Below are 19717 nucleotides of genomic sequence, written 5' to 3' on the forward strand. Positions count from 1 at the left end.
CCATATCAGGTCGTCAGGAGGCCTTTATACGATGAAACTTCTCGAACTCTCTCAACAATTGCTGCTAGCCCGGGTCGTCGGAGACGCTGCCGTCGACGTTCGGAGCCTGGAGGCCGATTCCCGCAAAGCCCGGCAGGGCTGCCTGTTCTTCTGTCTGCCCGGCCATACGGTGGACGGACACGATTACGCGGAGCAGGCGCTGGCCCAGGGAGCGGCGGCGCTCGTCGTATCGCGCGAGCTTCCGGTCTCCGCTCCGCAGCTCGTCGTGCCGGACACGCGGCAAGCGCTGGCGCTGATCGCCGATTATTTCTACGGCAGGCCTTCGCATAAGCTGAAGCCGATCGGCGTGACGGGCACGAACGGCAAGACGACGACGACCTACCTGATCGAACGCATCTGGGCGGACGCGGGCGTCTCCGCCGGCGTTATCGGCACGATCGAAACCCGCTATGCCGGGCAAAGCTTCCCGATGTCGGGGACGACGCCGGACGTGCTGGAGCTGCAGACGATTTTGCACGGCATGGCCGGAGCGGGCACGCAGCGCTGCGTCATGGAAGTGTCCTCGCACGCGCTGCATCAGGGCCGCGTGAAGGGCTGTGATTTCCGGACGGCGATCTTCACGAACCTAACGCAGGACCATCTCGATTACCACGGTACGATGGAAGCTTACGAAGCGGCCAAGGGCTTGTTTTTCTCGCGGCTCGGCAACTCGTATTCGGACGATCCGCGGGAGCGCAAGTACGCGGTGCTGAACGTCGACGACGAGGCTTCGGCCCGGTTCGCCAAGCTGACCTCCGCCGAGGTGCTGACGTACGGCATCGCGAACGAAGCCGTCTTGCGCGCTTCCGATGTCGCGATTACGGCATCGGGCACGTCTTTCCGGCTCGAATCGCCCTTCGGCGACCGGCAGGTGAACCTGAAGCTCGTCGGCAAGTTTAACGTATACAACGCGCTGGCCGCGCTGGGAGCGGTGCTGTGCGAGGGCATAGGTCTTGACGAGGCCGTTCGCAGCCTCGAGCAGATCCCCGGCGTTCCCGGACGGGTGGAGCCGGTCGACGCCGGGCAGGCGTACGCCGTCATCGTCGATTACGCGCATACGCCGGACGGGCTGGAGAACGTGCTGAACACGGTGAAGGAGCTGGCCTCCGGCAAAGTCATCTGCGTGTTCGGCTGCGGCGGCGATCGCGACGCGAAGAAGCGTCCGATCATGGGGCGGATCGCGGCGGAGCTGGCCGACGACATCATCGTGACGAGCGACAATCCGCGCACGGAAGACCCGGAGCGCATTCTGAAAGACATCGAAGCGGGGCTGACGGAGGCCGGCGTATCGGCCGATCGTTACGAGTTGGAGCCCAATCGGCGCGCGGCAATCGAAAAAGCGGTTGATCGGGCAAGCCCCGGCGATGTAGTATTGATTGCGGGGAAAGGCCATGAGACCTATCAGATCATCGGACGGGAAACGCACGATTTCGACGATCGCCTTGTGGCGAAAGAAGCGATAAGGAGTCGAATGCGGTGATGCAGGCAACGGTTCGGGAAACGGCCGATTGGATCGGCGCGCAAGTCGGCGGCGGGGAGGCCGCGGGCGGAGAGCTGCGCCTGTCCGGCGTATCGACCGACACGCGCCATATTCGTCCGGGGCAGCTGTTCGTTCCGCTAAGGGGAGAACGGTTCGACGGACACGAATATATCCGGGCGGCGAAGGACGCGGGCGCGGCGGCAGCGTTGTGGGACGCTTCGGTTCCGCGGCCGGAAGGCTTGGACCTTCCGCTTATTCTCGTGGCGGACACGCTGGAGGGGCTGCAGCGTCTGGCCGCGGCTTACCTGAGCGAGCGATTGACCGCCGCCAAGGTGGTGGGGATCACCGGCAGCAACGGCAAGACGACGACCAAGGATCTGATTTCGTCCGTGCTGGAGACATCGTTTCTTGTACATAAAACCGAGGGCAATTACAATAATCATATCGGTTTGCCGCTGACGATCCTGAGCGCGCCGGAGGAGACAGAGGCGCTCGTGCTGGAGATGGGGATGAGCGGCTTCGGGGAAATCTCCCTGCTGTCCCGGCTGGCCCGCCCGGATATCGCGGTCATTACGAACATCGGCGAGTCCCATCTGCTGCAGCTAGGCTCGCGGCGCAACATCGCCAAGGCGAAGCTGGAAATCGCCGAAGGGCTGAAGCCGGGCGGCACGCTTGTCTATTGCGGCGACGAGCCGCTGATCGCCGAAGCGTTGGGCGAGAACCCGCTTGCGGCGGGGACGAAGCTGGTTACGTTCGGCGAGAACGCGGGCAACGATTGGGTCGCGCGCTACGTACGCGTCACCGCCGAAGGCACGCGGTTCACGGCAGCGGGCGACGCGGAGGCAGCGTTCGAGCTGCCGGTGCCGGGGCGCCACAACGCCGTGAACGCGCTGGCGGCCGTCGCGGTGGGCAGGGCGCTCGGCCTGTCGCCGGACGTCATCGGCGCCGGCCTGAAGCAGGCGAAGCTGACCGGCATGCGGATCGAGCGGAGCGTGGCCTGGAATGGGGCGGCGATTCTGAACGACGCCTACAACGCCAGCCCGACGTCGGTCCGGGCGGCCATTGATCTGGTGGCGGAGCTGACCGGCTACCGCCGCAAATGGGTCGTGCTCGGCGACATGCTGGAGCTGGGCGACGGCGAGCTGGAGCTGCACGGAGGCATCGGGCGGTATGTGGACCGCTCGAAGGCCGATCGCGTGCTGCTGTACGGGCCGCTGTCCGAGGCGGCTTATGAAGAAGCGAGAAAGACATACGGAGAAGATGACGTACGCCATTTCGACGACAAGAAGGCATTGGCCGAGCTTCTGCTGGCCGAGCTTGCGCCGGACGATCTGGTGCTCGTCAAAGCATCGAGGGGCATGAAGATGGAGCAAATCGTAACGACTCTGCAGAGGGGGGGCGCGGAGTGACGGAATGGACTACACATCGGTATTGTGGACGTTAGGCGTATCCTTCGTTTTGGCGGTGTTGATCGGTCCCCTGTTCATCCCGCTTCTGCGCAGATTGAAATTCGGACAGCAGGTCCGCACCGACGGACCCGAGTCCCACCTGAAGAAATCAGGAACGCCGACGATGGGCGGCATCATCATTCTCGTCGCGCTTACGATCGCGTTCCTCCGGTTCGCCGACCGCGGACCGCAATATTGGGCGCTGATCGTCGGATGTCTGGGTTTCGGCCTGATCGGCTTTCTGGACGATTATATCAAAATCGCGTTTAAGCGTTCGCTCGGCTTGACCGCCAAGCAGAAGCTGTTCGGCCAGCTCGTGTTTTCCGCCATTTTCTGTTGGATTTTGATCGATATGGGTCACAGCACCGTCGTCGGCGTTCCCGGGACGGATTGGTCGCTGGATCTTGGTTGGGTATACTATTTATTGGTAGTCGTCATGTTCCTCGGGGCGACCAACGCCGTCAATTTCACCGACGGGCTCGACGGCCTGCTGGCCGGGACAAGCGCCCTGGCATTCGGCGCGTTCGCCGTCGTCGCCGTGGAGGCGACCCAGCCTCATTCGGCGGTGTTCAGCGCGGCCGTCGTCGGCGCGGTGCTCGGCTTCCTCGTCTATAACGCGCATCCCGCCAAAATTTTCATGGGAGACACGGGATCGCTCGGCTTGGGCGGAGGCATCGCCGCGGTCGCGATATTGACGAAAACCGAGCTGCTGCTCGTCGTCATCGGAGGCGTGTTCGTGCTCGAGATGCTATCCGTCATCATCCAGGTCGCCTCGTTCAAGACGCGCGGCAAACGGGTGTTCAAAATGAGCCCGATCCATCACCATTTCGAGCTGTCGGGTTGGTCCGAATGGCGCGTCGTGACGACCTTCTGGTTCGTCGGGCTGCTGCTGGCCGGCGCCGGACTGCTGTTGTTCAAAGCGACCTAAAGGAGTTTTAACGCGAATGATGCAGCTGACTAATTACCGCGGACGGCACGTCGTCGTCCTCGGTCTGGCAAGAAGCGGCGTGGCCGCCGCCAAACTGTTCCACGACGCCGGCGCGGACGTCGTCGTCAACGACAAGAAGGAGCGGGACCAATGCCCCGAAGCCGACGAACTGGCGGCTTTGGGCATTTCTGTTGTGTGCGGGCATCATCCGGACGGGCTGGTGACCGAGAAAACGGCGCTGCTTGTCAAAAATCCGGGAATCCCGTACTCCGCGCCTCCGATCGTCGAAGCGCTCAGGCTCGGAGTCGAGGTGGTGAGCGAGGTAGAGGTGGCGGGGCAGCTTTCCCCGGCGCCGATCGTCGGCATTACCGGATCCAACGGCAAGACGACGACAACGACGCTGACCGGCGTGCTGCTCGAAGAGGCGGGCCTAAAGCCTCTCGTCGCCGGCAATATCGGGCGGCCGCTCAGCGAAGCGGCGTTGGAGGTGGAGCCGGACGGTTGGCTCGTGGCCGAGCTGAGCAGCTTCCAGCTGAAAGGAACGGCGGATTTCCGTCCGCGCATCGCCTGCCTGCTGAACGTGGCCGAGACGCATCTCGATTATCACGGCTCTATGGAGGATTATGTCGGCTCGAAGGCGAAACTGTTCGAGAACCAGACCGCGGAAGACGTCGCCGTCTACAACGAGGATGACGAAACTTGCCGTCGGCTCTCGGCATCGTTCAAGGGCCGCGCCTTCCCGTTCTCGGTCACGAGAACGTTGGAGGCCGGCGTCATGATCGATCCGCCGTACTCGGCCGTTCGTCCGTCGGATGACGATTCCGACGCCGCCGACGATGAAGCCGAGCGCTGGATCGTCAGCCGGGACGGCGGCGGCACGGAGCGGCGCATTCTGCGGGTCGACGAGCTCGGCATTCCGGGCCGCCACAACGCGGCGAACGCGCTGGCGGCGATCGCCATCGCGCTGGCGGCCGGGGCCGACCCGGAGCGGCTCGCGGAGCCTCTGCGCGCGTTCCGAGGCGTCGAGCACCGGCTCGAGTACGTCGGCTCGTTCGGCGGCGTGAAGTTCTATAACGATTCGAAGGCGACGAACCCGATGGCGACGACGATGTCGATTCTGTCGCTGCCGTCGCCGCTCATTCTGATCGCCGGAGGGCTGGACCGCGGCTCCGACTATATGGAGCTGCTGCCGATTTTCCGCGACCGGGTGAAAGGATTGGCGGCTCTTGGCGAGACGAGGGAGAAGCTTGCGCGCGTCGCGGGTCTGGCCGGTTTAACGGACGTGAAAATCGTCGAACCTGTAGAGGACGCCGAGCTGACGCTCCGAAGAGCCGTACAGGAAGCCGCCGCCATGGCCGGGCCGGGAGACATCGTGCTCCTGTCACCGGCATGCGCGAGCTGGGACATGTTCCCGTCCTATGAGGTTCGAGGCCGCATTTTTAAGCAATCGGCGCATACGTTGTAAGAGGGGGCTTGTCTCCACTCTTGCTTTACGTGAGGTGTCCGATTCATGGCCAAATCCCGCTCCGTTCCAGATGTATGGATGATCGCCGCAACGCTAGGCATACTGGCCATCGGCGTCGTCATGGTGTACAGCGCCAGCGCCGTAGCGGCTTTTCATGACTATGGGGATTCGTATTATTACGTAAAAAGGCAGTTGCTCTTCGCTGTGCTGGGAATCGCCTCCATGTTCGTAACGATGAACGTGGAGTATACGTTCTGGCGCAAGTGGGCGGTGCCCGCGCTGCTGATCTGCTTCGGGCTGCTCGTCATCGTGCTCGTGCCGGGAGTCGGCGTCGTGCGCGGGGGCGCGCGAAGCTGGCTGGGCATCGGCTCGTTCGGCATCCAGCCGTCCGAGTTCATGAAGCTGGCGATGATTCTGTTTATCGCCAAGCTGCTGTCCGAGCGGCAAAATCAGATTACCGATTTCACCAAAGGGCTGCTGCCGCCCCTCGGCATTCTGGGGGCGGCGTTCGCGCTCATTATGCTTCAGCCCGATCTCGGAACGGGCACCGTCATGATCGGCGCCGCGCTGCTGGCGATCTACGTCGCCGGAGCGAGATTGTCCCATCTGGCGGGGCTCGCCATGATCGGCGTGGCCGGCCTGGTGGGGCTGATCCTGGCGGCTCCTTACCGGCTGCAGCGAATTACCGCTTTCCTCGATCCGTGGCAGGATCCGCAAGGCGCCGGCTACCAGTCGATCCAGTCGCTGTACGCGATCGGACCGGGTGGCCTGGTCGGACTCGGGCTCGGAATGAGCCGCCAGAAATACAACTATTTGCCCGAGCCGCAGACGGACTTTATTTTTTCCATTTTGGCCGAGGAGCTCGGCTTCATCGGCGGCTCCCTGCTTATTTTATTGTTCCTGCTGCTCATCTGGCGGGGCATGAGAACGGCCATCACGCTGACCGATCCGTTCGGCAGCCTGCTGGCGACGGGCATCGTCGGCATTTTCGCCGTGCAGGTGCTCATCAACATCGGCGTCGTCATCGGCCTGCTCCCGATTACCGGGGTCACGCTGCCGCTCGTCAGCTACGGAGGCTCTTCGCTGACGCTGCTGTTGACGGCGCTCGGAATTTTGCTTAATTTATCCCGTTATTCGAGGTGAATACAATGCGTGTCGTGTTGACCGGAGGAGGTACCGGGGGGCATATCTACCCCGCGCTGGCCATCGGCCGCGAAATATCGGAGAGACATCCGGGCACGTCGCTGCTGTACATCGGCACGAGCCGCGGATTGGAAGGCCGAATCGTGCCGGAGCAGGGCATCGCGTTCGAAAATATAACGATCACCGGATTTCGGCGCTCGCTGTCGCTGGAGAACGTAAAAACCGTTATGCGGTTTCTGAAAGGCGTAACCCGCTCGAAGGAGCTGCTGAGGAAGTTCAAACCGGACGTCGTTATCGGCACGGGCGGCTACGTCTGCGGCCCGGTCGTCTACGCCGCGTCCAGGCTCGGCATCCCGACGCTTATCCACGAGCAGAACGTGCTGCCGGGGCTGACGAACAAATTTCTGAGCCGCTACGTCGACGGCGTCGCGGTCAGCTTTAAGGAATCGGAGAAGCAATTCGCCAAGTGCCCGGACGTCGTCTACGCGGGCAACCCGTGCGCGACGCGCGTGCTGAAGGCGGACGGCCGCGCCGGCTTCGCTTCGCTGGGCTTAGCCCCGGGCACGCCGTTCGCGCTTATCGTCGGCGGCAGCGGCGGGGCGCGGGCGCTGAACGAAGCGTTCGTCCGCATGCTTCCGCTCATCGGGAAGCTGCCGGACGTGCGCTTCGTGTTCGTGACCGGCGAGAGGTTTTACAAGGAGACGGAGAGTGCCGTAGCCGGCAGTTCGCATGCGGCCGCGGGCCGCGTCAAAGTGCTGCCGTACATCGCGAACATGCCCGAAGTGTTGGCCGCGGCGTCGCTTTACGTTGGCCGCGCCGGAGCTTCCTTCCTTGCGGAGGTTACTTCGCTCGGGCTGCCTTCGCTGCTCGTTCCGTCGCCCAACGTGACGAACAATCACCAGGAAGCGAACGCCCGAAGCTTGATGAACGCCGGAGCGGCGGACATGATTCTGGAGAGTGAGCTGAGCGGGGAGACGCTGATCGCGGGCATCTCCGGCATTCTGGGCGACCAGGCGCGCCGACAGGCGATGGCTTCGGCGTCCCGGAGTCTCGGCATGCCGGAATCGGCGTCTATCATTTACGAACAAATCGCGAGATTGCAGCGCAAAAGATAAAAGAAACGTCCTTCGGCGGGCAGGCAATTGGGCGTTTGTCACCACCCCCGCCCAGCCGTCATAAGATACAGCGTGATCGTGAATGTCTGATCGGCAGGCGAGGGCCGCGGCGGCGACGCGAGCCCCGAAGGACTTGGAAGGAGGATTGACCATGCAGCAATTGGTTGCCGAGCTGGAGCGGGCGGGAATCGGCCAGCTTCGGATGAATGAGCCGTTATCCTCGCATACGACCTGGAAAATCGGCGGTCCCGCGGACGTGTTGATCGTTCCCGCGAGCGACGAAGAGCTCGAAGCAGCCCTGCGTCTGTGCGCGGCCCGCGAAGTTCCGTGGACCGTGCTGGGACGCGGGTCCAATACGCTGGTATCCGACAAGGGAGTCCGAGGGGCGGTCATCAAGCTGGGAGACGGCTTCGACGAGGTGCGATTCGATGGCGAGACGGTTACCGCGGGCGCATCGTATTCGTTCATCAAGCTGTCGGTCATGGCCGGCAAAGAAGGGCTTACCGGACTGGAATACGCGGGAGGCATTCCAGGGTCGGTAGGCGGCGCCGTCTATATGAACGCCGGAGCCCACGGGTCGGACATTTCACGCATCTTACAGTCGGCCAGCATCGTGTGGGAAGACGGAAGCAGGGAAGTACTCGGGAACGCGGAGATGAAGTTCTCCTACCGCCATTCCGTTCTGCAGGAACGCCGGGGCGTTATCACCCGGGCGGAGTTCCGTTTGGCGAGCGGAGACCGCAAGGAGATCGCGGCGGCCATGGCGACGTACAAGGATCGCCGGCGCCGCACCCAGCCGCTGCAGATGGCAAGCGCGGGCAGCGTTTTTCGCAATCCGCCGAACGATCACGCCGCAAGGCTAATCGAGGCGGCCGGGCTGAAGGGGCTTCGTCAAGGAGCCGCGGAAGTGTCCCAAGTGCACGCCAACTTTATCGTTAACCACGGAGGCGCTAAGGCCGAGGACGTCCTCACCCTCATCGGAAAAGTGCAGCAGATCGTCGAACAAACCTACGGAATAACGCTCGTGACAGAGGTTCGCATGATGGGTGAGCGGTAACCCGGAGGTGAATCCCTTGGACAATTTGGTGATTGAAGGCGGGAACCCGCTTTCGGGCACCATCCGTATCCATGGAGCCAAAAATGCCGCTTTGCCGATTTTGGCCGCCAGCTTGCTCGCGGAAGGAGAAGTGACGATCCGCAACGTTCCCCGGCTGCTCGATATCGAGGTCATGCTGGACATTTTGCGGGATCTCGGGTGTAAAGCCCGGCATCAGGATACGGTGGTGACGGTCGAAACGGCAGTCGCGACATCCTCGCACATTCCGGAGACGCTGATGCGCAAAATGCGTTCCTCGGTGTTTTTGATGGGGCCGCTTCTTGCGAGATTCGGAGAAGCCCAGCTCTATCAGCCAGGGGGATGCGCGATCGGCGAGAGAAAGATCGATTTGCATTTGCGCGGCTTGGCCGCGCTGGGAGCGAGAATCGAAGAAAAAGGCAGCAGAATCGTATGCTCGGCCCGCAGGCTGCAGGGCGCGGAGATCAGTCTGGATTTTCCCAGCGTCGGAGCGACGGAAAACATTATGATGGCGGCCGTTCTGGCCCGCGGCCGGACGACGATAATCGGCGCCGCCAGAGAGCCGGAAATCCAGGATTTGCAGCAGTTTCTTAACCGAATGGGCGCGCAAGTGAGCGGAGCCGGAACGGATACGATCGCGATCGACGGGGTCGAGAGCCTGCACGGCTGCGACTTCGAGGTCATTCCCGACCGGATCGTCACCGGAACCGTCATGGTCGCTACTGCGGCTACCCGGGGCGAAGTCACGCTTGAAAACACGAACCCGGGCCATCTGACCTCTCTTATTCACGTTCTCCGCCGCGCCGGTGTTCAAATCGAGGTAGGCAATGATATAATGAGAGTCGGCGCCTTCAAACGGCCTACGGCCGTTGACCGGATCGTCACCTCTCCATATCCGGCGTTCCCGACCGACATGCAAGCCCAGGTCATGACGCTGCTGGCGCTCGCCGACGGGGTGAGCGTGCTGAAGGAGACGGTGTTCGAGGGCCGCTTTAAGCACGTGGACGAATTGTGTCGCATGGGAGCCGATATCCGAGTGGATCTGAATAACGCCTTCATCCGAGGAGTGCCGCAGCTATACGGCACGACGGTCGAAGCGACCGATCTTCGCGCGGGAGCCGCTCTCGTCGTCGCCGGACTGGTGGCGCAGGGCACCACGGTCGTCGAGCAGGTTCATCATATCGACCGGGGCTACGATCGGATCGAGGAGATGTTCCGGCGAATCGGCGGCAATATCAAGCGCGAAGTTCACAGGAGCAAAGTGTACAGCTAATCGGCTAACAGTGACGGGGCCCCGCTGCAGAAGCTCACTTCCGCTGCGGGGTTTCTTGCTAGATGACATAGGACATGTTGGGCGAAGGGGGGACAATGGTGAGCGAAAGAATTCCCGCGCTGAAGAAAGAGACGGCGCCGCCGCGCTCCAAGCGCGGCAAAATGCTGATTCGGCTGTTGATCGCACTGGCGGCCATCCTGCTCGTCGTGCTCTTCTTCCGTTCCCCTTTGTCGAAAATAGACGAAATCCAAGTGACGGGCAACGAGTTCGTCGGCCGCGAGGAGATCGAAGCGGCGCTGGGCGTTGTGCCCGGAGACTCGTTCTTCTTCCCCGGCATCGGCAAGCTGAAGCAGCGCGCGGAAGAGTTGGAACCGATAGAAAGCGTACTGATCATCAAGAACTTCCCCGGAGTTTTGCGCGTCGAAGTGAAGGAGTATCCGCAAGTGGCCGTTCGGCTTTCTTCGGATGGAGGCATGTCGGCGATTCTATCGAACGGGCTGGTGCTGCCCATGCCCGAAGGGAAGCTGCCGGACAAGCCGATCCTGTCGGGATGGAGCGCCGACGACGCGAATTTGGCGGAGCTGTGCAGGGCGCTCAGCGATTTGCCCGGCTATCTGCTGTCGGACTTGTCCGAGATTCAACCGGATCCGTCCGTCTCTTATCCGAAAAGGATCAAGCTGTTCACGCGTTCGCGGTTCGAAGTGACGACATCGATCGACCTATTAAAAGATAAAATCGCTTATTTGAGCGATATCGTGCAAAACCGCGAGCCGGGAAAGATAACGATGTTGGATGTGGACTATTATTCTCCGTATTCGACGGAAATTGTTACAGAATAGACGGCTGAGGCCGATAAACTTAAGGAAAAGGACTCTACTCAATCCTCGAAAAGAATGCTAGAATTTCATTTATGGGCAAAAGCGGGAGCCGTCTGGATAGTCGGTTTTCTGCCTTGCCGGATTATCTAAAAAAATTGTTGAAAAAAGAGGGAAAACCTCGCGGATGTGGAATAAGTATGAGGAAGCATCCCTTGTTCGCAGCCATTTTCATCGATCTACGGGAGGTGCCACCGGTTGAGCAACAATGACCTCATCGTCAGCCTGGATATCGGAACTTCGAAAATCCGGGTGATTATCGGGGAGATCAGCAACGGGGCCATTAACATCATTGGCGTCGGTTCCGCCGATTCGGACGGAATCCGTAAAGGCGCCATTGTCGATATTGACCAAACCGTTCAATCCATCCGCAACGCTGTCGATCATGCCGAGCGCATGGTCGGAATAGGAATCAGCGAGGTTTACGTCGGGATTACCGGCAATCATATCGCATTGCAGAGCAATCACGGAGTCGTAGCCGTCTCCAACGAAGACAGGGAAATCGGCGAGGAAGATATCGAGCGTGTGCTGCAAGCGGCTAAAGTGGTTGCCCTGCCGCCCGAACGGGAAATTATCGGACTCGTTCCGAAGCAGTTTCTAGTCGACGGACTTTCGGGCATTCAAGATCCGAGAGGCATGATCGGCGTCCGGCTCGAAGTCGAATGCACGATTATTACGGGAACGAAAGCGGCCGTACATAACCTGATGAGATGCGTCGAGAAGGCGGGTCTGAAAATATCCGGTTTAATCTTGATGTCGCTGGCTTCGGGTATGATGGCTTTAACGAAGGACGAGAAGCAGATGGGCACCGTTCTCGCGGATATCGGCGCGGGTTCGACGACGCTGGCGATTTTCGAAGGCGGGAGCCTTGCGGCCGTGTCTACCCTGCCGATCGGCGGAGACTACGTGACAAGCGATATCTGCTACGGACTCAAGACCCAGACGGAACATGCGGAGAAAATCAAGCTGAAATACGGGTGCGCCCGTATCGACGATGCCGCCGAGGATCAGAAGTTCAAAGTCATGAGAGTCGGAAGCAACATGGAGAAGGAATTTTCCCAGTTCGACCTCGCGAACATTATCGAACCTCGGATGCAGGAGATTTTCCAGATGATCCGGCAGGAAGTAAAGCGTCTCGGGTATCACGACAAAATCAATGGTTATGTTCTAACGGGCGGTTCGGTTTCTTTGCCGAGCGTTCTTCCGTTGGCCCAGTTCGAACTGGAATCCAACGTCAGAATTGCGGTGCCTGATTACATCGGCGTGCGGGATCCTTCCTTCAGCAGCGGTGTCGGGATGATTCAGTACGTGACCAAATACGTTCGGACGCGCGGCGCAACCGGACCGAAGCGCGCTCCGAAAGCCAAAGTGGCGGCAGGCAGCACGGGACCGGCGCCGAAACCCGGCATTGTTGAATGGTTCAAAAACATGTTCAAGGAATTTATTTAAGCCGCCGCTTATGAGGAACCATTCATGCGAGCAAGGAGGAGTTAACTAATATGTTGGAGTTTGATTTTGAGATGGAACCACTTGCAAAGATTAAGGTCATTGGGGTCGGCGGCGGCGGCAGCAACGCTGTAAACCGAATGATCGAGACCGGCGTAAAAGGTGTCGAGTTCGTAACGGTGAATACGGACGCTCAAGCGCTGCACCTGACGAAGTCCGAGCAGAAGCTTCAGATTGGGGACAAGCTGACTCGCGGACTCGGCGCGGGCGCGAACCCTGAGGTTGGCAAGAAGGCGGCCGAGGAATCCCGCGAATTCATTACCAATTCGCTGCGTTCGGCGGATATGGTATTCGTAACGGCAGGAATGGGCGGCGGCACCGGTACCGGCGCGGCTCCCGTCATTGCTGAACTGGCAAAGGAAAGCGGAGCGTTAACGGTAGGGGTCGTAACTCGGCCGTTCACGTTCGAAGGCCCCAAGCGTTCGAGGCAAGCCGAGGCTGGCATCGAAGCCTTGAAAGACAAAGTCGACACGCTGATCGTGATTCCTAACGACCGGCTGCTCGAAATCGTGGACAAGAAAACGCCGATGGTGGAAGCTTTCCGCGAAGCGGATAACGTCCTTCGTCAAGCGGTTCAGGGCATTTCCGATTTGATCGCCGTTCCCGGCCTGATCAACTTGGACTTTGCCGACGTGAAGACGATCATGTCCGAGCGCGGCTCCGCGCTGATGGGCATCGGACAAGCGTCCGGAGAGAACCGCGCGATGGAGGCTGCCCGTAAGGCGATTATGAGTCCGCTGCTGGAGACGTCGATCGAAGGCGCGCGCGGCGTGATCATGAACATTACAGGCGGTTCCAACCTGAGCTTGTACGAAGTCAACGAAGCTGCTGAAATTGTCATGGCCGCCTCCGATCCGGAAGTCAATATGATTTTCGGCGCGAGTATCGACGACAGCTTGAAGGAAGAAATCAAAGTTACCGTCATCGCGACGGGATTCGAGCACAAAAGTCCAACACAGCGTCCGTCGTTCACCTCTTCGGCAATGTCTCAAGCGCAGCCGGATCCGGTCAGCCACGGCCACGGCAACGAAACTCGCCAGACGAACAGTTTGCGTCCTTTCGGTAATCAAACTTTGTCGAACGACCAGTTGGACATTCCGGCGTTTCTGCGGAACCGTCCTCGCGGAGACCGTTAACCGGCTCAACGCAATCGCAACAATCAAGCTGTCATTCTACGGCAAACCAAACTCCCATTCTACGTTATGTAGAATGGGAGTTTTTTTATCGATCTACGACTTGACTATACCTCCGTTCTCGACAAAAAAAGGTAAGCGGGGCTGGCAAGATTAGACAGACACCGGATTTGAAAGCGATTATACTGGGTTCATCCATCCCGGCCTGCTTGCTGGCGACTTTACCGGGCGATGAAGGATGGGGGCTCAGTATGACCGTCTATGTAGATCTTGTGTTTTTGACCAACTTGGCCGTTGACGGCGCGGTGCTGATGGCGACCGCCAAAGCGCGCCGCATTAAGCCGTCCCGTCCTCGTCTGTTCGCGGCCGCATGCCTTGGAGCTTTGTACGCGGCGCTGATGTTCTTGGCTCATATTCCTTACATGTATTCCTTCGGAGCCAAAGTATTCGTCTCTGTCGTGATGGTGCTGCTCTCGTTCGGCTATGGCGGTCCGCTGCGTTTCCTTCGCAACTTCGCCGCTTTCTACGTCGTCAATTTCGCTACTTTGGGCGGAGTGATCGGGCTGTCTTTTTTGCTGCGGAGCGCGGATTCTCCCTGGGGCGGAATGGAGTTTACGGCAGACGGCGGGTTGATTCTGGAATGGCAAATGCAGCTCGGACTGTTCGCCGTCACGTTTTTATTGTCCGTCTGGATGTTCCGCAGCGCCTCCGAGACGAGCCGCAAACGACAGGAGCTGGATCAACTCGTATGGGACACGGAAATCCGAATTGACGACGAGAGCTGGATGCTCAAAGCGCTGCTTGACACAGGCAATCGGCTGTACGATCCGCTTACGCGTATTCCCGTCATGATCATGGACGCCGACGTGTGGAAAGAACGGCTGCCGGCAGGCTGGAGCGAGCGGCTAAAACAGGAATCTCCGGATCGGCTCATATCCGAGCTGGACGCGCAAGTTTCGGAGAACTACGCATGGGGGAGCAGGCTCCGTCTGGTCCCGTACCGTGCCGTGAACGGATCCAGCCGGCTTATGCTGGCCGTCAAGCCGGATCACGTCATGCTGCATCGGGACGGTCAGCCCCCTCTTCAAGTGAACCGGGTGCTCATTGGTTTAGATGGAGGCACTTTGTCATCCGAAGGAACTTATCGCGCCATCGTCCATCCGGACATGGTTCAAGCCGACCCCGTATCGTCGGCTCCATCTCAACCTGCGTGACAGGAGGTAGCAGAAATGTTCGTGAACTTGAAGTTGAGGACGCAATTGTCGATTTATCGCCTGTTGTTCCGGTTCGGTTGGAAGAGCGAGGAAGTGTACTACATCGGCGGAAGCGAAGCGTTGCCGCCGCCGCTCAGCCGCGAGGAAGAAGAGTATTTGCTGGAGCGGCTTTCTACGGGAGACGCCGCCATTCGCGCCATGCTGATCGAGCGGAACTTGCGCTTGGTCGTCTACATCGCCCGCAAATTCGAGAACACCGGCATCCATATCGAGGATCTGGTATCGATCGGCGCGATCGGGCTTATTAAAGCAGTCAACACATTCGATCCGGACAAAAAAATCAAGCTGGCCACCTACGCCTCGAGATGCATCGAAAACGAAATTTTGATGTACTTGAGGAGAAACAGCAAGACGAGAACCGAAGTTTCCTTCGACGAGCCGCTGAACATCGACTGGGACGGCAACGAACTTCTGCTATCCGACGTGCTCGGTACGGAGAACGATACGATCTACCGCAACATCGAAGAGCAGGTAGACCGAAAGCTGCTGCACAAAGCGCTCGATAAGCTGAGCGAAAGAGAGCGGACGATTATGGAGCTCCGCTTCGGTCTGGCCGACGGCGAAGAGAAGACGCAGAAGGACGTAGCAGACTTGCTCGGCATTTCGCAATCGTACATTTCCCGTCTGGAGAAGCGCATCATCAAGCGTCTTCGCAAGGAGTTCAACAAGATGGTTTAGAAATTGTAAGAAAATTCGGGGTTCTTGTCCATGGGAATAAAAACCCCCTTCCCGGAGATACTTTACATTAATGCTGCTCCCCGGGAGGAATTGCCTTTGACCCGTAACAAAGTGGAGATTTGTGGAGTGGACACCTCAAAGCTGCCTGTCCTCACCAATGCCGAAATGAGGGAGTTGTTTCTCGCTCTGCAAACCCGTGGAGAGATTTCCGCCAGGGAAAAATTAGTGAATGGCAACTTGCGGCTCGTACTCAGCGTAATTCAGCGATTTAACAATCGCGGAGAATTCGTGGACGACCTTTTCCAGGTCGGATGCATCGGACTGATGAAGGCGATCGACAATTTCGATCTGAGCCAGAATGTCCGGTTCTCCACTTACGCCGTCCCGATGATCATCGGAGAGATCCGCCGCTATCTCAGGGATAACAACCCCATCCGCGTATCCCGAAGCCTCAGAGATATTGCCTACAAAGCGCTGCAGGTCCGGGATCAACTGACGAATCAGCACTCCAGGGAACCGACCATCCTGGAAATATCGGAAGTGCTGAACGTACCGAAGGAAGACATCGTGTTCGCTTTGGACGCCATCCAAGATCCCGTGTCTTTGTTCGAGCCGATCTATCACGACGGAGGAGACCCGATCTTCGTGATGGATCAGATCAGCGACGAACGCAACAAGGACATTCAGTGGATCGAGGAGATCGCTCTGCGCGAAGCGATGAGAAAGCTTAACGACCGCGAAAAAATGATCTTGTCCATGAGGTTCTTCGAAGGCAAAACCCAGATGGAAGTCGCCGACGAGATCGGCATCTCGCAAGCCCAGGTTTCCCGCCTCGAGAAGTCGGCCATACAACAAATGCAAAAACACGTCAAAACCTGATTACCAAGAGCAGACACATCAATATCTAACCTAGCAGCACACGAAGAAGAGGATGAGCTCCTGATGGCGCCATCTTCTTTTTTCTCTCTTATAGCCACTATCCCGTCGACTCAGAACTAAACGCCAGAGACCGCTACTCGGCATTCTCCTCCTTCATTCATCCTGTCTGCCTCTATACACTATGCGTCTACTCTGCAGCGACTCTACAGTCACTATGCATCAACTCTGTACATTTTCTGTGCCCCTCGACATCGGCAGAATCCCCTCAGCTCTCCAGCTCTTCCAGTCCGCCAACCTTCCAACCCGCCAACCTTCCAACCCATCTAGCCTGCCGCCCAGCTAATCGTTAAGCTCTCTTCGAGTCCCCAAGGCACTCAAGCCCTCAAGCCAGCCCACAAGCCCACAAGCCCACAAGCCCACAAGCCCACAAGCCCACAAGCCCGCAAGCCCGCAAGCCCGCAAGCCCGCAAGTCCACAGGCTATCCAGCCGCTTCAGGCCCATCTTGCTCATCTCGGTCCTTATACCCATTATCCCCTTGGCTCAGGAGCTCAGCATTTTCTTCAAAAGGGTTGGGGAGTAGAAAGGTAACCCATACCTATAAATGCAGGAAATAAACTCAGTCGCCCTCGGAAACAAGTGATGGCTGGAATTCGAAGAGAGAAAGGAAGGGTTAAACGGCTTCTTTAAGCAACTTGTTGTAGATGAGTTTAAGTTTGTCGGAGTGGTCGATACGGCTGGTCAATTGAGGGTAGGTCACGGCGGTTGATGAGACGGCGCATTGGAGCAGATGGAGGAACAGACTGGAGGGCCTGTCGAGATTGTTCACGCCGAAACAGAACTGGTCAAGATAGGATTGCAGGTGCTTGGGTCCGATTCCGCTAAACGTATAATTGATCCAGTTGCTTGCGCGCTTGCACAGCTCAATTAGCGGCCAGTAACGATCGCCGCTGAATCTCAAAATAACGGCGCGAACGTCTTTCGCATCGGGGGAGACATGGCGGTCCACAAAATGGTGCTTGCCCCCGTTCGTAATCCGGTCGTGAATCAAATAGTTGTCGGGGACCTGCTTGATTTTCACGTAAGAAAATTGCCCGTTGTCGTCTAGTGTTGCCGCTGCAAGCAAAGGCTGCTCCTGCGGATGGCGAAATACGGTTGGATTGTAAGGGCGGCCGTAAACGCCGCAATTGATTCGCACGAATCCGCCTAGAAGCTCCTTGGAATCGGTCGTAGACATGGCTTGGCGTATTTTTTGGCAGATCAGCCAGGCTGTTTTATAAGTTGTCCCGATGATTTCGGCGAGTCTTAACGCGCTGATGCCGCGCGGGCGGGCATGAAGGAAGATAGCCTGGAACCATAAGCGGAGAGGTGTGCGGCTGCCTTCCATGATTGTGCCGGCACTTAAGGAGGTTTGCACTCGACAGGAACGGCACTCGTATAAGGGCAGGCGTCGTGTCCGAATCTCATAAAAATGCGGGTGAGAGCATTGCGGACAACGGAATCCATGCTGCCAACGCGCAGCGAACAAGGCTTGGATGCAAGACTGTTCATCCTTAAATTTGTCGCAAAATTGCTCGAAAGTTACGCCGTTTTCCATTCCCTAACCCCCCTCTTGCGAACGTTTGTTCTTATTTTATAATATACTATTTTTTCTAGTTTTTCAAGTACGTTTTAACTTTTATTTGAGATTTATACGGATTCTGAGCGGATGGGATAGTGGACATCTAGCGGAGCTTAGTTGAAGTTGTGAATCTGGTGAATCTGGTGAATCTGGTGAATCTGGTGAATCTGGTGAATCTGGTGAATCTGGTGAATCTGGTGAATCTGGTGAATCTGGTGAATCTGGTGAATTTGGTGAATCTGGTAAATCAATTGAATTAGCTGAATGTAGTTGTATCTGGACTTCTCTAACTGTGGTTAATTGCTTGCAGCTTTGTCTGGTATGGAAGCGAGCGTTTGGACGTGCTTTGAATCTATCCAGGCTTGCCTGAATCTGTCTGGACTTGTCTGAAAAGGTCTTAAGAAGCTCTCTCACTGAGTCAAGGGGATAATGGCTATAGGGAGAAAAAAGCGCTCATGAGTTGCGCTGCGGTGTGGTGTGGTGTCCTGAGGGAACGGGATAATGGCTGTAAGGCAAGAAAATGCGAGAGAATGAAGGGGCATCGTACATTTTTCCCAGGAGGATCATATATTTAATAGCAGGGTACGAGTGCCCGGGGCGGACTGGGGGCGTGAGCGGATGAAAATATCGGATTTTCAGACGAAGGACGTAATCAACATCGTCGACGGGAAGAAGCTCGGGCAGGTGAGCGATTTGGAGCTCGATTTGCGGCAGGGGCGCATCGATTCGATCGTGGTGCCGACTTCGACGAGGCTGTTCGGGATGTTTGGCGGGGGCAATGACGTCGTTATTCCATGGCGGAACATCGTCAAGATCGGAACAGACGTCGTGCTGGTCCGGCTGGACGATGCGAAGGTGTACCGGCTGGAGGACGGGGATGCGCACTCGGGGAGATAGCGTGCCAGCGGGCGCGCTTTTCTTCCGCTTGCGCCGCGGCTATGGTACACTTGGGGTCGGAGGTGCGATAGGTTGGAGCCTTTTGTATTGCGTGAAGAGAAGGGACAGCCTTCATCTTTGTTTATGCTGCAGATTTGGTGCGGGACGGACGACGGGCTGACCGCGGGTTTTACGACGAGACGCGCCGGGAACGTGGCCCTACACGTCGGGGACGACCCGCTAGCGGTCGTCTCGAACAGGGAGACGATGGCCGAGTCGCTAGGCTGGGATTTTGCGGCCTTTACTTGCGCGGAGCAGGTGCACGGAAACGACGTTTACGTGGTTAAGACAGAGGATATCGGACGGGGACGAACGACCCGGGAGACGGCTATTGCCGACACAGACGCGATGATCACGAACGAGCCGGACGTACTGCTTGCGATGTTTTATGCCGATTGCGTTCCGCTTTATTTTCACGATTCCGTGACGGGAGCGATGGGCCTGGCCCATGCCGGCTGGAAAGGAACCGTGTCCGAAATCGCGGTCAAGACGGTCGAGAAGATGCGCGAGGTATACGGAGTCAGGCCGGAAAACATGAGAGCGGCCATCGGACCGTCGATCGGCGATTGCTGCTACGAAGTGGATGAATCGGTATTGAAACACGTGCGGCCTTTATTGGATACTTCGACGGAAGAAATCGTCAGACCGAACGAAATTGGCGGTCGGGCTCAGCTTAACTTGAAACATTTGAACCGACAACTTATGATAAAAGCAGGAATATTGCCGAGCCGCATCGAAATATCTTCATGGTGTACGAGCTGTCGCACGGACCTGTTGTTTTCCCATCGGAAAGAAAAGGGAGCGACGGGGCGGATGATGAGCTGGTTGGGCAGAAAATCGAGGTGATCGTT

17 protein-coding genes are annotated in these 19717 nt (G+C 58.2%); 16 read left to right on the forward strand and 1 reads right to left on the reverse strand.

Translation table 11 applies throughout. The annotated features are described in order from the left end of the window. The first annotated feature begins 31 nt into the window (after positions 1-31). From ACESLM_RS06495 to sigG, 14 genes are all read left to right on the forward strand, one after another. Positions 32-1519 carry a UDP-N-acetylmuramoyl-L-alanyl-D-glutamate--2,6-diaminopimelate ligase gene (locus ACESLM_RS06495; RefSeq protein WP_372630760.1) on the forward strand — a complete coding sequence of 496 codons (1488 nt, stop codon included), beginning with the start codon at positions 32-34 and terminating at the stop codon, positions 1517-1519. Further along, positions 1519-2928, forward strand: a complete 1410-nt coding sequence (locus tag ACESLM_RS06500; RefSeq protein ID WP_372630795.1) for a UDP-N-acetylmuramoyl-tripeptide--D-alanyl-D-alanine ligase — start codon at positions 1519-1521, stop codon at positions 2926-2928. Before ACESLM_RS06495 ends, ACESLM_RS06500 begins: the two co-directional genes overlap by 1 nt. Before the next feature lie 4 nt (positions 2929-2932). Beyond that, on the forward strand, positions 2933-3895 hold the full coding sequence (gene mraY, locus ACESLM_RS06505) for a phospho-N-acetylmuramoyl-pentapeptide-transferase (RefSeq protein WP_094041616.1): 963 nt from the start codon (positions 2933-2935) through the stop codon (positions 3893-3895). Between the two features lie 16 nt (positions 3896-3911). After that, on the forward strand, positions 3912-5360 hold the full coding sequence (murD, locus tag ACESLM_RS06510; protein ID WP_372630761.1) for a UDP-N-acetylmuramoyl-L-alanine--D-glutamate ligase: 1449 nt from the start codon (positions 3912-3914) through the stop codon (positions 5358-5360). 45 nt (positions 5361-5405) lie between these two features. Then, positions 5406-6503 (forward strand): stage V sporulation protein E, encoded by a 1098-nt coding sequence (gene spoVE, locus ACESLM_RS06515; protein WP_372630762.1) that lies wholly within the window; start codon positions 5406-5408, stop codon positions 6501-6503. A 5-nt stretch (positions 6504-6508) separates the two neighbouring features. Continuing rightward, a complete protein-coding gene (gene murG, locus ACESLM_RS06520; RefSeq protein ID WP_372630763.1) occupies positions 6509-7618 on the forward strand; it encodes an undecaprenyldiphospho-muramoylpentapeptide beta-N-acetylglucosaminyltransferase in 1110 nt (369 codons plus the stop codon). Positions 7619-7769: 151 nt separating this feature from the next. Then, complete coding sequence (gene murB / locus ACESLM_RS06525; protein WP_372630764.1) at positions 7770-8675, forward strand: UDP-N-acetylmuramate dehydrogenase; 906 nt, start codon at positions 7770-7772, stop codon at positions 8673-8675. A gap of 16 nt (positions 8676-8691) precedes the next feature. After that, positions 8692-9966 (forward strand): UDP-N-acetylglucosamine 1-carboxyvinyltransferase, encoded by a 1275-nt coding sequence (gene murA / locus ACESLM_RS06530; protein ID WP_372630765.1) that lies wholly within the window; start codon positions 8692-8694, stop codon positions 9964-9966. A gap of 98 nt (positions 9967-10064) precedes the next feature. Then, positions 10065-10805, forward strand: a complete 741-nt coding sequence (locus tag ACESLM_RS06535) for a cell division protein FtsQ/DivIB (RefSeq protein ID WP_372630766.1) — start codon at positions 10065-10067, stop codon at positions 10803-10805. A 234-nt stretch (positions 10806-11039) separates the two neighbouring features. Further along, positions 11040-12290: a cell division protein FtsA gene (ftsA, locus tag ACESLM_RS06540; RefSeq protein ID WP_372630767.1), complete on the forward strand. Its 1251-nt coding sequence runs from the start codon at positions 11040-11042 to the stop codon at positions 12288-12290. 50 nt (positions 12291-12340) lie between these two features. Further along, the gene (ftsZ, locus tag ACESLM_RS06545) at positions 12341-13483 is read left to right on the forward strand and encodes a cell division protein FtsZ (protein ID WP_372630768.1); all 1143 of its coding nucleotides are present in this window, start codon (positions 12341-12343) and stop codon (positions 13481-13483) included. A 248-nt stretch (positions 13484-13731) separates the two neighbouring features. Beyond that, positions 13732-14694 (forward strand): sigma-E processing peptidase SpoIIGA, encoded by a 963-nt coding sequence (spoIIGA, locus tag ACESLM_RS06550; RefSeq protein WP_372630769.1) that lies wholly within the window; start codon positions 13732-13734, stop codon positions 14692-14694. 15 nt (positions 14695-14709) lie between these two features. Beyond that, on the forward strand, positions 14710-15432 hold the full coding sequence (gene sigE, locus ACESLM_RS06555) for an RNA polymerase sporulation sigma factor SigE (protein WP_198960567.1): 723 nt from the start codon (positions 14710-14712) through the stop codon (positions 15430-15432). A gap of 96 nt (positions 15433-15528) precedes the next feature. Then, the gene (sigG, locus tag ACESLM_RS06560) at positions 15529-16311 is read left to right on the forward strand and encodes an RNA polymerase sporulation sigma factor SigG (RefSeq protein WP_198960566.1); all 783 of its coding nucleotides are present in this window, start codon (positions 15529-15531) and stop codon (positions 16309-16311) included. Between the two features lie 671 nt (positions 16312-16982). Here the strand turns inward: sigG and ACESLM_RS06565 are convergent. Beyond that, positions 16983-17906: a transposase gene (locus ACESLM_RS06565; protein ID WP_372630770.1), complete on the reverse strand. Its 924-nt coding sequence runs from the start codon at positions 17904-17906 to the stop codon at positions 16983-16985. Between the two features lie 642 nt (positions 17907-18548). Here ACESLM_RS06565 and ACESLM_RS06570 point away from each other — a divergent pair. Continuing rightward, the gene (locus ACESLM_RS06570) at positions 18549-18827 is read left to right on the forward strand and encodes a YlmC/YmxH family sporulation protein (RefSeq protein WP_094041605.1); all 279 of its coding nucleotides are present in this window, start codon (positions 18549-18551) and stop codon (positions 18825-18827) included. A gap of 87 nt (positions 18828-18914) precedes the next feature. After that, on the forward strand, positions 18915-19712 hold the full coding sequence (pgeF, locus tag ACESLM_RS06575) for a peptidoglycan editing factor PgeF (protein ID WP_372630771.1): 798 nt from the start codon (positions 18915-18917) through the stop codon (positions 19710-19712). Positions 19713-19717: the final 5 nt, after the last annotated feature.

The sequence above is a fragment of the Cohnella sp. genome (assembly GCF_041641335.1).
Classification (GTDB): Bacteria; Bacillota; Bacilli; order Paenibacillales; family Paenibacillaceae; genus Cohnella.

What these genes read in the sequence shown, in the direction of transcription:
- spoVE (WP_372630762.1), top strand. Translation starts at nt 5,406, where the DNA reads ATGGCCAAATCCCGCTCCGTTCCAGATGTATGGATGATCGCCGCAACG.
- sigE (WP_198960567.1), top strand. Translation starts at nt 14,710, where the DNA reads ATGTTCGTGAACTTGAAGTTGAGGACGCAATTGTCGATTTATCGCCTG.
- mraY (WP_094041616.1), top strand. Translation starts at nt 2,933, where the DNA reads ATGGACTACACATCGGTATTGTGGACGTTAGGCGTATCCTTCGTTTTG.
- ACESLM_RS06570 (WP_094041605.1), top strand. Translation starts at nt 18,549, where the DNA reads ATGAAAATATCGGATTTTCAGACGAAGGACGTAATCAACATCGTCGAC.
- murD (WP_372630761.1), top strand. Translation starts at nt 3,912, where the DNA reads ATGATGCAGCTGACTAATTACCGCGGACGGCACGTCGTCGTCCTCGGT.
- spoIIGA (WP_372630769.1), top strand. Translation starts at nt 13,732, where the DNA reads ATGACCGTCTATGTAGATCTTGTGTTTTTGACCAACTTGGCCGTTGAC.
- ACESLM_RS06495 (WP_372630760.1), top strand. Translation starts at nt 32, where the DNA reads ATGAAACTTCTCGAACTCTCTCAACAATTGCTGCTAGCCCGGGTCGTC.
- ACESLM_RS06565 (WP_372630770.1), bottom strand. Translation starts at nt 17,906, where the DNA reads ATGGAAAACGGCGTAACTTTCGAGCAATTTTGCGACAAATTTAAGGAT.
- murG (WP_372630763.1), top strand. Translation starts at nt 6,509, where the DNA reads ATGCGTGTCGTGTTGACCGGAGGAGGTACCGGGGGGCATATCTACCCC.
- ACESLM_RS06500 (WP_372630795.1), top strand. Translation starts at nt 1,519, where the DNA reads ATGCAGGCAACGGTTCGGGAAACGGCCGATTGGATCGGCGCGCAAGTC.
- murB (WP_372630764.1), top strand. Translation starts at nt 7,770, where the DNA reads ATGCAGCAATTGGTTGCCGAGCTGGAGCGGGCGGGAATCGGCCAGCTT.
- ftsZ (WP_372630768.1), top strand. Translation starts at nt 12,341, where the DNA reads ATGTTGGAGTTTGATTTTGAGATGGAACCACTTGCAAAGATTAAGGTC.